Origin of the sequence: Marinomonas sargassi (genome assembly GCF_025716875.1) — a bacterium.
Classification (GTDB): domain Bacteria; phylum Pseudomonadota; class Gammaproteobacteria; order Pseudomonadales; family Marinomonadaceae; genus Marinomonas; species Marinomonas sargassi.
The window spans coordinates 134,500-147,542 of the sequence record NZ_JAOVZB010000005.1 but is presented as its reverse complement, the minus strand read 5'-3'; the positions used below and the strand labels follow the sequence as shown (position 1 = coordinate 147,542).

At 44.1% G+C, this 13,043-nt stretch carries 11 protein-coding genes; 9 read left to right on the top strand and 2 right to left on the bottom strand.

Going from position 1 to position 13,043, the window contains the following annotated elements:
• Window positions 1-399 precede the first annotated feature (399 nt).
• The 9 genes from urtA to OFY17_RS11455 all read left to right on the top strand — a co-directional run bounded on the left by urtA (window position 400) and on the right by OFY17_RS11455 (window position 9,506).
• Window positions 400-1,689, top strand: a complete 1,290-nt coding sequence (gene urtA, locus OFY17_RS11495) for an urea ABC transporter substrate-binding protein (RefSeq protein WP_407659431.1) — start codon at window positions 400-402, stop codon at window positions 1,687-1,689.
• A gap of 162 nt (window positions 1,690-1,851) precedes the next feature.
• Window positions 1,852-2,775, top strand: a complete 924-nt coding sequence (gene urtB / locus OFY17_RS11490) for an urea ABC transporter permease subunit UrtB (RefSeq protein WP_263530875.1) — start codon at window positions 1,852-1,854, stop codon at window positions 2,773-2,775.
• Between the two features lie 84 nt (window positions 2,776-2,859).
• On the top strand, window positions 2,860-4,011 hold the full coding sequence (gene urtC, locus OFY17_RS11485; RefSeq protein WP_263530874.1) for an urea ABC transporter permease subunit UrtC: 1,152 nt from the start codon (window positions 2,860-2,862) through the stop codon (window positions 4,009-4,011).
• Between the two features lie 64 nt (window positions 4,012-4,075).
• Complete coding sequence (gene urtD / locus OFY17_RS11480) at window positions 4,076-4,819, top strand: urea ABC transporter ATP-binding protein UrtD (RefSeq protein ID WP_263531077.1); 744 nt, start codon at window positions 4,076-4,078, stop codon at window positions 4,817-4,819.
• Between the two features lie 95 nt (window positions 4,820-4,914).
• Complete coding sequence (urtE, locus tag OFY17_RS11475; protein WP_263530873.1) at window positions 4,915-5,604, top strand: urea ABC transporter ATP-binding subunit UrtE; 690 nt, start codon at window positions 4,915-4,917, stop codon at window positions 5,602-5,604.
• Window positions 5,605-5,623: 19 nt separating this feature from the next.
• Window positions 5,624-6,667 (top strand): aliphatic amidase, encoded by a 1,044-nt coding sequence (locus OFY17_RS11470; protein ID WP_263530872.1) that lies wholly within the window; start codon window positions 5,624-5,626, stop codon window positions 6,665-6,667.
• A gap of 21 nt (window positions 6,668-6,688) precedes the next feature.
• Window positions 6,689-7,762, top strand: a complete 1,074-nt coding sequence (locus OFY17_RS11465) for an AAA family ATPase (RefSeq protein WP_263530871.1) — start codon at window positions 6,689-6,691, stop codon at window positions 7,760-7,762.
• 108 nt (window positions 7,763-7,870) lie between these two features.
• On the top strand, window positions 7,871-9,100 hold the full coding sequence (fmdA, locus tag OFY17_RS11460; RefSeq protein WP_263530870.1) for a formamidase: 1,230 nt from the start codon (window positions 7,871-7,873) through the stop codon (window positions 9,098-9,100).
• Window positions 9,101-9,116: 16 nt separating this feature from the next.
• The gene (locus tag OFY17_RS11455) at window positions 9,117-9,506 is read left to right on the top strand and encodes an FmdB family zinc ribbon protein (RefSeq protein WP_263530869.1); all 390 of its coding nucleotides are present in this window, start codon (window positions 9,117-9,119) and stop codon (window positions 9,504-9,506) included.
• Between the two features lie 97 nt (window positions 9,507-9,603).
• On the opposite strand, the gene OFY17_RS11450 is transcribed toward OFY17_RS11455, so the two are convergent.
• The gene (locus OFY17_RS11450; protein ID WP_263530868.1) at window positions 9,604-11,319 is read right to left on the bottom strand and encodes a purine-cytosine permease family protein; all 1,716 of its coding nucleotides are present in this window, start codon (window positions 11,317-11,319) and stop codon (window positions 9,604-9,606) included.
• 77 nt (window positions 11,320-11,396) lie between these two features.
• Complete coding sequence (locus OFY17_RS11445) at window positions 11,397-12,716, bottom strand: ABC transporter substrate-binding protein (protein ID WP_263530867.1); 1,320 nt, start codon at window positions 12,714-12,716, stop codon at window positions 11,397-11,399.
• Window positions 12,717-13,043: the final 327 nt, after the last annotated feature.

The window sequence follows — 13,043 nt, the reverse complement described above, 5'->3', positions numbered from 1 at the left end:
GGCATTCCAGAAAAACAAAAGGTTATCCGTTCCCGACTTGTCTTGAGTTTTGTTGCTCGTCCTCAGTCATAGTGTTTGTTCTTTTGTTTATGGTGACTATCTCTCTTAATAGGTCTGATGACCGTTAGCTAATAAAGAGGTTCTTCATAAACAGACAAGGGGAGACGCAAATCTTATGCCTTTTTTTCCTAATGGCCCTTCCACAGTACTTTTTTACTGTACTTAGGAATTCATGTGACTGAATAGAACTTATGTAAAACAAACAGATACCTTGTATATCAGACTTTCAAAATTGAGCGTATAGCGTGAATTAACTAGATGGCCTGAGTATTCCTCTAATGGTTGGCTTGAGTTGTTCGGAGCAGAATGGATTCAGTCAATCAACCGAGGAGTTAAGAAATGAGTATCTATTCATTAGTACCAGCTAAAAGCTCTACCAATAAGAGGGCGGTCACTCAAGTGACAGGTAAATCGCGTTCTTTTTTGAAATCACTTTGCACTATTCCAGTTAGCTTAGTATTAGCCGCTCATATGGGCTTTGCGACGGCCGCGGATGTTAATACGACAGGCTTGGCGGTTACAGACGATACAGTCACAGTCGGTATTTTGCATTCCTTGACTGGCACCATGGCGATCAGTGAAACAGGTGCTCAACAGGCTGAGAAATTAGCCATCAAACAAATTAACGATATGGGTGGCATCTTAGGTAGACAAATTAAGGTCATTCAGGAAGATGGCGCCAGTGACTGGCCAACCTTCGCTGAAAAAAGTCGTAAATTGTTAGTGCAAGATAAAGTAGCAGCGGTATTCGGTGCTTGGACTTCCGCTTCTCGTAAAGCCATTTTGCCAGTGTTTGAAAAAGAAAATGGGCTACTTTACTACCCAACCTTCTATGAGGGTTTAGAGCAATCTAAAAACGTTATCTACACAGGTCAAGAAGCGACACAGCAGATTCTAGATGGATTGAACTGGGTTGCGAAAGAGAAAAAAGCGAAAACATTCTACCTCATAGGTTCAGATTACATCTGGCCAAGAACCTCTATGAAAATTGCTCGTAAGCACATTGAAAATGTACTTGGTGGCAAAGTCGTAGGGGAAGAGTACAAGCCACTGGGTGACACTCAGTTCGGTTCTGTAATCAACAAAATCCGTTTACGCAAACCAGATGTTATTTATGCAGCCGTTGTAGGTGGCAGTAACGTAGCTTGGTTTAAACAGCTAAAAGCGGCAGGTATTAACTCTAAGAAACAAACACTTCTAACTATCTCCGTTACGGAAGATGAGGTGCTTGGTATCGGCGGTGAAAACCTTGAAGGTTTCTATTCCATCATGAAGTACTTCCAAAGTCAGGACAACGCCAACAACAAAGCATTCGTAAAAGCCTTTAAAGAAATGTGGGGTGAAGACAGTGTAATTGGTGACGTGACGCAAGCGGCCTACCTTGGTCCTTGGTTATGGAAAGCCGCTGTTGAGCGTGCCGGTAGCTTTGATGTAGACAAGGTGGTTGCTGAATCTGAAAAAGGCGACATTGAATTGACTACAGCACCTGAAGGCTACGTGAAACTGCATGAAAACCATCACTTATGGAGTAAAGCACGTGTAGGTCAATGGAATAAAGACGGACAAGCAACCGTTGTTTATACCTCTGAGCTAATCGAGCCTGATCCATTCCCAGCAGGTTACCAATAGCGAGTTATTGAGTTTTTAAGATATTGATTAAATACGGTTAATTTTTCTAGTAACCCATTGGGAGGGGAGTTTTCTCAATGGGTTATTCAGAAAAAAAGCACATGAAATAGGGCGTTAATAGCCAGATTTTACCTCAATCAATTACGCATTAGGGGCTTAATTATGGGCGGATACAGCTACGGCGAACTGGGTGCCATCTTTGCCATGCAAGGTTTCTCTGGCATTAGTTTATTTAGTGTTCTTCTTTTAATGGCGTTAGGTCTTGCCATTATATTTGGACAAATGGGTGTGATTAACATGGCCCATGGTGAGTTTATGGCAGTAGGTGCTTATACGACTTACCTAATGTCTTCTTTGACGGAAAGTTTCTTTCCTGCATTTTTACCCTATTACTTCATCTTATCGATTGCTTTGGCGTTTATTGTTGCCGGGGCCATGGGCTATCTCGCCGAATATGTTTTGATACGGCACCTCTATTCAAGACCGCTTGATACCTTGCTTGCGACATGGGGCTTGAGCCTGATTATGCAGCAATCTTTCCGCTCGATTTTTGGTGCTCGTGAAGTGAGCCCAACATTACCTGAGTGGTTGCTGGGCGCTTACCCTGCAACAGACATGATAGATATTCCAATCAATGGTCTTTTTGTTTTAGGTCTCACCATAGTGGTGACCTTAGGTGTGTTTTATTTGATGTTCAAATCCAGCTGGGGGCTTCGTGTTAGAGCCACTACGCAAAACCGCGTTATGAGTGGTGCGGTTGGTATCAATACCAAAAAGATTGACCGTTTTACCTTCGCTCTAGGTTGCGGTATCGCAGGTATCGCCGGTGCGGCGTTTACCACCATTGCTTCTACAGGCCCTACAACGGGAACCCTGTACATAGTAGATACCTTTATGGTGGTTGTTTTCGGTGGCGCAGCCAGCTTATTTGGCACCATTGCCTCAGCGTTTTCTATCGCCCAAGCACAATCCATTCTTGAATTCTTTATCAGTGGCTCGATGGCCAAAGTCTTCACCTTGCTCGTTCTAGTACTGATTTTAATGTTTAAACCAGAAGGCCTGTTTGCCAGTAAGGTTCGCCGTTGATCTGTTATTCCCTAACGGCTTTTAAAGGTCGTTAGGGAAACGTCAATGTTGAAAGTGATGAATTAATACACCTTGGAGACGAATATGAGCTTTGTATATGACAAATTATTAGGGGGTAAATCAGGAGCCATTGGCTTGCTGGTGCTGTCCGTAATAATCCTGATTGTTTTTCCTATGTTGTTGGATGGTTTCCGACTGAATCTAGTGGGTAAGTATTTAACCTACGCCTTTGCGGCCATTAGTTTAGTGCTGTTGTGGGGTTATGGCGGTACCTTGAGCTTAGGACAAGGTATTTTCTTTGGTCTTGGTGGTTATGGCATGGCCATGTTCCTGAAGCTTGAAGCCTCTTCTCCAGAGAATACTGCCATTCAGTCTACACCGGGTATTCCAGACTTTATGGATTGGAACCAAATAACGGCGTTGCCATGGTTTTGGGAACCCTTCAGCAGTTTTGGTTTTACCTTGCTTGCCATTCTAGTCTTGCCTGCACTATTTGCTTATTTCATTGGTGTTGCCATGTTTAAGCGTCGAGTTGGCGGTGTGTATTTCGCCATTATCACTCAGGTAATAGCGGTAATTTTGACCGTGCTGATTGTTGGTCAGCAAGGTTATACCGGCGGCATCAATGGTATTACAGACTTACGAACATTGAACGGTTGGGACATCACTTCAGACAGCGCCAAGTATCTGTTTTATTACATTAACTGTGGTTTGCTGATCGGCGTAATTTTGCTGTCTCGCTTCATATTAACGAGTAAATTCGGGCGCCTGCTGTTAGCGATTCGTGACAAGGAAGATAGGGTTCGTTTCTCTGGCTACGACGTGGCCAATTTTAAGATCTTCATCTTCTGCTTTGCAGCTTTCGTGTCGGCTTTAGGTGGCGCTATGTTCACCTTGCAAGTGGGCTTCATGTCTCCGTCTTTTGTGGGCATTGTACCTTCCATTGAAATGGTCATTTTTGCTGCGGTGGGCGGTCGTATGTCCCTAATTGGTGTGGTTTACGGCACTTTATTGATTAACTTCGGTAAAACGACCTTTTCTGAATCCTTCCCTGAGTTATGGCTCTTCTTGATGGGCGGAACCTTTATTGCGGTGGTCATGTTCTTCCCGAATGGACTAGCGGGTTTATGGAGCCAATACAGCCCAGACATCATCAAAAAAATACGTTCAACATTTGGTATGGCGAACCCTGAGTTGCCACTGTCATCCCCTGGTTTAAAGGAGACGAACTCATGAGTCTATTGAATCCTAGGGTAGTTTTTCTTGCTGTGAATGATTTTGGAGGTGACCTATGCCGTCTATGACTAATACAGATTTCTCGCTCAGCATTGAGGATTTAACCGTCTCGTTTGATGGCTTCAAGGCGGTCGACAACTTGAACCTATATATCGATAAAAATGAACTACACGTGGTTATCGGTCCAAATGGGGCAGGTAAAACGACAGTGCTCGATTTGATTTGCGGTAAAACCAAATCAACGTCGGGGAGTATTAAGTTTTTGAATCAGGAGCTTACGACCTTATCTGAACATGAAATTGTTCGTAGAGGCGTGGGGCGTAAATTTCAGACTCCGTCGATTTATGAAAACTTGTCTGTATTTGAAAACCTCGAAGTGTCTTACCCAGAAGGCCGTGGCGTGTTCGGTTCCTTGTTCTTCAAACGTAGCGAAAAGGTGATTAGCAAAATTAATGAAATTGCCAAATTGATTATGTTGGACGGTGAAATGGAGACAGAAGCGGCTTTATTAAGCCATGGCCAAAAGCAGTGGTTAGAGATCGGCATGTTGCTAATTCAAGACCCGCAGCTGCTTATGCTGGATGAGCCTGTAGCAGGTATGAGTGTGAAAGAACGAGAGCAAACTGCTGAGCTGCTAAACAGCATCAGTAAAGGTCGCTCTGTATTGGTGATTGAGCACGACATGGAATTCGTTGAGCGAATTGCCCATAAGGTCACGGTATTGCACCAAGGCAAAATTCTCGCTGCCGGCAAAATGGATGAAGTACAAAAAGATCCAAAAGTCATTGAAGTCTACTTAGGTCATTAAGAGTAGGGCATTAAGAGCAGGTCATTAGAACAGACCATTAATTTTGAGGTCATGACTCGCCAAGTGAGCATGGCAGCCTATTGGAGGGTGAATGTATGTTGGACGTTGCGAATTTGAAAGTTAGCTATGGGCAGAGTGAAGTAATCCATGGCTTGAACTTCACCGCGAAGAAAAATGAAACCTTAGCCGTCATGGGGCGTAATGGCATGGGTAAAACCACCTTGTTCAAGTCCCTTATTGGGGTATTGCCATTGAGTGGCGGCAGCATTCATATCGATGGAACAGATATTTCTAAATGCGAAAGCTATCAGCGTGTTGAAAATGGCGTGGCGTATGTCCCTCAAGGGCGAATGATTTTCCCAAATTTGACCGTACAAGAAAATATCGAAACAGGTATGGGGGTATCTAAGTTGAAAGCCATACCGGATGACATCTATGCCTTATTTCCTGTTTTGCATGAGATGCGCCACAGAAAAGGTGGCAACTTGTCGGGTGGTCAGCAACAACAACTTGCTATCGCTCGGGCATTGGTCACCAATCCAAAAGTCCTGCTTTTAGATGAACCAACAGAAGGTATACAGCCTTCCATTATTAAAGATATTGCTAATGTTCTTAATGAAATCAAAAAGATGCGAGACATTACCATCATAGTTTCGGAGCAGGTTTTGAGTTTCACCATGGCAGTAGCAGATCGGATTATCGTCATTGATAAAGGTAACTTCATTCATGAAGACCTAAGGGATGACGTGGATACAGACAAAATCAAAGGCTATTTATCGGTATAACCATTTATAGAGGTGACTTATGCGACACGGTGATATTTCAAGCAGTCCAGATACCGTTGGTGTAGCGGTAGTGAACTATAAAATGCCGCGACTCCATAGCCGCGCAGAAGTACTCGAAAACGCGAATAAAATTGCAGACATGATCCAAGGGATGAAGATTGGCTTGCCGGGTATGGATTTAGTGGTGTTCCCTGAATACAGCACCATGGGGATCATGTATGACGGTGATGAAATGATGGAAACCGCCGCGACCATTCCTGGTGATGAGACCAATGTTTTTGCCGAAGCTTGTAAGGCGGCCAATGTTTGGGGGGTATTTTCATTAACAGGTGAGCGCCATGAAGAACACCCGAACAAAGCACCATACAACACCCTAGTGCTCATCAATAGCGATGGTGAAATTGTACAAAAATATCGTAAGTGTATTCCTTGGTGCCCGATAGAAGGCTGGTATCCCGGTGATACCACCTACGTGACTGAAGGTCCCAAAGGTTTAAAAATCAGTCTCATCATTTGTGACGACGGTAACTACCCAGAAATATGGCGTGACTGTGCGATGAAAGGGGCTGAACTTATTATTCGCTGCCAAGGCTATATGTACCCCGCCAAAGAACAGCAAATCATGATGGCTAAAACTATGGCATGGGCGAACAACTCTTATGTGGCGGTGGCCAATGCTACTGGCTTCGATGGTGTGTATTCCTACTTTGGTCATTCGGCCATTATCGGCTTTGATGGCCGCACTTTAGGAGAATGTGGCGAGGAAGATATGGGCGTTCAATACGCTCAGTTATCCGTTAGTCAGATTCGTGATGCCCGCGCCAACGACCAATCTCAAAATCACTTATTCAAGCTTTTACATCGTGGTTACACAGGCGTGTACAACTCTGGCGATGGGGATAAAGGCGTTGCAGCTTGCCCGTTTGACTTCTACCGAAGCTGGGTTTTAGACGCAGAGAAAACCCAAGAGGAGGTTGAAAAACTGACCCGTAAAACGGTTGGCGTAGCGGATTGCCCTGTGGGGAACCTTCCTGTCCCTGATATTGAAAAGCAACAGCAATAGTCTGACGACGAGAATGCCCCTATGCCTTTTATCAATGACCAAGTTGCTGCGAATAAAGAGTCGATTGAAGTTACAAATTCACCTCAGAGATTGTCTCGATTCACCTTCGACCCAGATAGCGTTATGGGCATGCTACGTCAATCTATAGTTGGGCAAGATGAGGTTTTGGAATCTGTTGGTGACTTGTTGCATTTCATTAAGGCAGATATTGGCGAGCCTACGCGGCCATTAGCAGTTTGCTTTTTTTCAGGAAAAACGGGGGTCGGAAAGACTCAATTGGCCAAGCTTTTGGCGGCGGCACTTACTGGCAAAGCGGATGGGCTTTGTCGGATAGATATGAACACACTCGCTCAAGAGCACTATGCCGCCTCTATTACTGGTGCTCCTCCGGGTTATGTGGGCAGTAAAGACGGCGACACGCTTTTCGACAAGGAGAAGATCGCTGGTTCTTATAGCAAACCGGGGGTAGTGCTTTTTGACGAAGTTGAGAAAGCCAATAGCGCTGTTAAGCGTGCCTTACTCAATATTATGGATTCAGGTTACCTACAACTTACCGCTGGTAATCAATCCATTGATTTTAGAAATAGCTTAATTCTTTTTACTAGCAATGTGGGCGCAAAAGAAATTCAGAGTTATCAAAATAGGTTCGATGGTGGCTGGCGTAAGGCTTTGGGCTTAAAACCATCTCGGAAAAAAGAAGTGGAACTATTCAACCAAAATTTTAAGTCGGCATTTGATCCGGAGTTTATTAACCGGATTGATTATTTGTTTTCCTTCAATGCCATTACTTCTGATGCATTGCCCAGCTTATTAGCTATTTCAATTGAAGATCTAAAGGTGAGGCTGAGTAAGAAGTCAGTCGCCTTAACCATTGAGCATGAGGCAAAGCAGCTTTTGCTATCCAAATATAACCCTGAATACGGTGCTCGTGACTTTGTAAGACGTATTCGAACGTATTTAGAACCTAGGGTCGCACGAGTGATGAATAACCATCCGTTGGCGAAGGAGCTCAGAGTGGTTGTTCAGAACAGGGCGGTTTACGTGATTTTAGAAGGAGGGCTGCACAGTGGCAGTGAAATAAAAGATAAACACTAAGGCGAAGTCTATCGTGAGTTTATCCGAACGATATGGCGTTTTGTATTAACTGGTTGGCGACAAAAGCTCGATAAGCAATCTTATTTTTGAAGACGAATGGAGAGAACAATGGCTGAAACAATTATTAAAGTTAATTTGAAAGAATCCCCTTATGACAACGATAAGATCCATAATCGCTGGCACCCTGATATCCCAATGGTATCTATGGTGAAGCCGGGAGATGACTTTATTGTTGAGTGTGTCGATTGGACTGGTGGACAAATTAAAGACAATGATTCTGCCGATGATGTCCGTGATGTTGATTTATCTCAGGTGCATTTCTTATCTGGCCCTGTCGGTGTTGAAGGTGCTGAGCCGGGAGATTTATTGGTCGTTGATATTCTTGATATTGGTACCTTCGACGACAGCCAGTGGGGCTTTAATGGCTTCTTTTCTAAGCAAAATGGTGGTGGCTTTTTAACGGAGCATTTTCCTGAAGCACAAAAATCCATTTGGGATTTTAAGGGTATGTTTACCAGCTCTCGTCATATTCCGGGTGTTGAGTTTGCAGGTCTAATTCACCCAGGCCTGATTGGTTGTTTGCCTTCTAAAGACATGCTGGAAGAATGGAATACTCGCGAAAAAGCTTTATATGATACTGAGCCAGATCGTACGCCAGCGCTGGCAACCTTACCCTATGCAGATACGGCACATATGGGACGTATGAAAGGAGAGGAAAGGGATAATGCAGCAGCAGAAGGTGCGAGAACTGTACCGCCCCGTGAGCATGGTGGTAACTGTGACATTAAGGATTTATCTCGTGGCTCGAAAGTCTATTTCCCTGTTTATGTAAAAGATGCTGGTTTGAGTGTCGGTGACTTACACTTCAGCCAAGGTGATGGCGAGATTACGTTCTGTGGTGCGATTGAAATGGCTGGTTGGATTCACATGCGTGTGAACCTGATTAAGGGCGGAATGGAAAAATATGCTATTAAGAACCCTATCTTTAAACCAAGTCCAATCACACCTAAATACGATGATTACTTGATCTTTGAAGGTATATCCGTTGATGAGGGTGGAACACAGCATTATCTAGATGTTCATGTTGCTTACCGTCAGGCGTGTTTGAATGCCATTAACTACTTAACCAAGTTTGGTTACAGTAAAGCACAAGCTTATGCGATTCTTGGCTGTGCTCCGGTGCAAGGCCATATAAGTGGTGTAGTAGATATTCCGAATGCTTGTGCCACATTATGGCTGCCAACAGATATCTTTAACTTTGATGTGCAACCTAATGCAGAGGGACCGGACATTCATTTAGATGGCAGTATTGATATCCCTCGTTCAGCAGATAAATAGTTGGAGGTAAGTTGATATGCCTATCTATGATTTTAAATGTGCTGAACATGGCTTGTTTCACGAGCTGGTGGCCATAGATAAAGCGGGAGAAGCGGTTCCATGCCCTGAGTGTGGAATACAGTGTAAGCCTGTTATCTTGGTGGCTCCATCTGTACTGGCTATGTCTCCTGACTCTAAGAAAGCCATAGAGACCAATGAAGAAGCTCGTCATAGTCCGATTATTTCTACGCTAGATTCAAGGGCTGAAGCGGATGAAAAGCAAAAGTTTGCTATGAGCAAGGGACATCGAGGTTGTGGTTGCTCTGAATATAGGCCAGAGCAAAGTGCTTTAAAGCAGCAGGTGGTGCTATTGCCAGATGGTAGTAAGGTATTTCCATCACAGCGGCCTTGGATGATTAGCCATTAGGGTAAGTTCGATCTAAGTAGTTTAGAAGTGAAAAAGCCAGAACACTCAATATAATGAGGGTTCTGGCTTTTTGTTATTTAGCTAACTTGCTTTGTAATTAGCCTAGCTTTTTAGACCTTTGTAGATCCCACCAAGCGAAGACAAAGTAGATGACAGTACACCAAATTGCTAGGTCGTAAAACATCTCTCTATTTTCATAGTAAGTGAATAGGTCTGGGCTATTAAACAGCACACGCCAAGCTAGAATTGCAGGTATTACGATACCGATGACAATCCAAGTGGCACGAATGGCTTTAGTTAGTAAGCTGGTGTCTTTTTCTTTCACAACAACCGCTTCTTCTTTAGCCAATTGAGCGTGGTAGGATTCCACTTCTTTTTCGTGTTCCGCTAAGCGTTTTTCTGCTTCTGGATAGCTATCGGCTGCACCATGTTTCTTCGCCAATATGGTGTAAACCGCAATGGATACGAACCAAGTTGGTAGGAACAAGTAGAAGAATGGGATGATGTTGATGGCATTTAGGGTAAAACCGAATACCAGTGAAATCGCCCAAGTAACTAGTGCTGGAGTATTGTCCTTAATGCCCTTTAGCTGGAACCAGTTTGCTTTGTAGCCAATTCTAGGGAATATCTGTTGCTCCGCGAATACAATACCACCAATGGGAACCAGTATTAGGCCAGCATAAGTTAATAGCGGCAGAATGTTTCGGTATACATAAGGGAAGCAGCTACCTGCTACCACGGCAATACCGACCAATAAAGTCACCTGTGTACGTGATACCTCAGGGAAAACAGCTTGTGCTGCAAGGCCTGCACGGTAAAGGTTAGAGTTGGCGGTTGTCCAACCGGCAACAATTACGATAACAAAGCCAGTTGCCCCTAAGGCGTACCAAGCCACATCACCCGGTTCAACAATCGCAATGCTGGTTTTCATTAGTGCCGCTGTTGCTGCACCCATTAGTGCCGCTGAAATCCAAGCTACATAGTGACCAAACATCATGCCAGTTGCTGTTGCTAGACCATAACGAGTTTTCTTCGCGTAGCGTAGTAATGCCATGTCCACTAAGCCAAAGTGTGCAAAAGTGTTAGCCGCCCAAGCAAAGCCAATAACTTCCCAGATACCTATGCCGGGCTGCCCTTCCGCATTGACACCTGTGAATACCGTGGCGCCAGCTAAGCTGATGAAGTCAGAAAAGCTGTTCAGTGACGTATAGCCTGTTAGTGATTCGTTTAATGCTGGAATCAATACCATGCCACCTGCGGTGAACATAAGCATCAACCAAGGCGCACAAATACTGGCGAAGTCTGATACGACATTAAAGCCTTTATATGCCACGACAACTACGATAGTACCAACTGCAAAAGCCACAATGGCAAAGTACAAGCTAGTAGGGTATGGGTAGGTTTGTGGTGGAATATCGAATAATGCCCTCACTGCGGTCGCCGATACCGTTATCATCGCGGCCGATATGGCGGTAAATATGGCGACGTTGGCGCCATTGTAAAACCGTGAGAATTTCTCCCCCATATGTTTGTCTATATAGGTATAAAGGCTGAGTCGTGTTTTCACCGCAATAGGCGAAGTGATCAACCAGAAACTCATGACGGCTAAGGTATTACCTATCATTAAGCCGATTAGAATGTCGTAAATTGTTGCACCTAATGCAACGAATGCAGCACCAATTACAAACTCTGTGGCGGCGACGTGCTCAGCAGCGTAGAGCCCTAGGAAGTGACGTGCTCCATGCAGTCTATGGGGGGCAACGGGGAGTTGCTCATCATCCATTTCTGCAACGGATTGATTTTGATTGTTCATAATAATTATTCCGTTTTATTATATTTTTTGAATATTACTTTTTGGCAAGCTAATTAAGCCTGCTATTTTGATAAAGGTTATTTATTGCCAATAAAGTGAGCATGCGACATAACTTCAGAAGTAACCCATTGGGCATTCTCTTGGGCTTCGCTGACACTGATATCACCTTTTAATGCTCTTGCCACCTGAGACCCAATAGCCGTACCGATGCCTGTAAATTCAGGAATGTCAGCAAATTGAATACCTTTGTAAGGTACTTCCTGAACGGCTGGAGAGTTAGGCTCCGCACTTAAAATGGCGGATAGAGTGAGTTCAGCAAAAGGGGCTGCTGCTAGGTAGTCTTGGTTTTGATACAAGGACTGACGTGTACCCGGTGGTACATTCGACCAGCCTTCAGAAGTGGCGACTAGTTCAATGTATTCCTTAGATGTCGCCCATTGAACAAAGCGTTTAGCTGCTTCTTGTTTCTCTGAAGCATTGGATACGCCCAGAGCCCATGACCATAACCAATTACTTTTTTTGCCTAACCCTGCATCTGGAGCGGAAGCAAAGGCCACCTTATCTGCTACAGACGAAGTAGCTGGGTCGGTAATGGCTGATGCAGCCACTGTGGCGTCAATCCAGATAGCACATTTTCCATCTTTAAAGAGGTTTAGTAGCTCCTTAAAGCCTTGTTGCTCAGGTTGTTCAGGGCCGTATTTTTGCAACAAACGAGTGTAGTCATTTATTGTCTTACCCCATGCGTCGCCGGTGAGTTCAGGCTGCCATTCCATATCGAATAAGCGAGCTCCGTATGAATTCGCCATGGACATGATGAGAGCCATGTTTTCACCCCAGCCGACTTTACCTCTTAAGCAAATGCCATTGACATCTGTATGTTTGGCGCTGATTTTGGCTGCGGCGCTTTCGATGAAGTCCCAGCTTGGCTGCTCTGGCATAACAAGTTCTACGCTATCGAACAGATCAGATCGGTACATGGTGAAAGAGGACTCAGCATAGAAAGGTGCAGCATAAAGGCCACCTTCATAAGAAAGGCTTTCTCGCACGGCAGGGAATATGTCTTGCGCATCATATTCAGCAGGCATACCTTTTAGATCAACCAACCAACCTTGTTTGGCCCAAAGAGGGGTTTCGTAGGCACCGATTGTTACGATATCGAATTGGCCGCTTTTCGTGGCAATATCAGTCGTTACTTTTTGTCTAAGTGAGTTTTCATCTAAGACAACCCAATCGAGTTTGATATCTGGGTTAGCTTTAGTGAAGTGGGGGGAGAGTTTTTGCATCCTTTCCATGTCAGGGTTGCTGACTGTCGCAATCCTTAATGTTTCTTCCGCTACTACGGGGAAAGACATTGCAAAGCACATCGAGAAGAGACCAACTCTATTACTTACTTTCATTATTACCTCGATATATTCTTTTTATTGTTAACGAAGGTTCTAAATGAAGTGGTACCACTTCATTTAGAACCTGTTGTTTTGATGGGGAAAAAAAGAGGCTAGGGAACCATTGGAAGCAGCTGAGGTTTTCTGTGCGACGCATTATTTTTCAATAGATGTAGTTGCATAGAATAAATAACTATCTTCCCTGATTTTTTGTCCGTCATCCTTGTGCACAAATTAATGTGCGAATGAGATTTAATCACAGCTTTTGTTGTAACAAAGTAACCTTTGGGTATTGGAAGTGTAATTTTTAAGTCTATATGTTGTTATATGACAACATTTGGT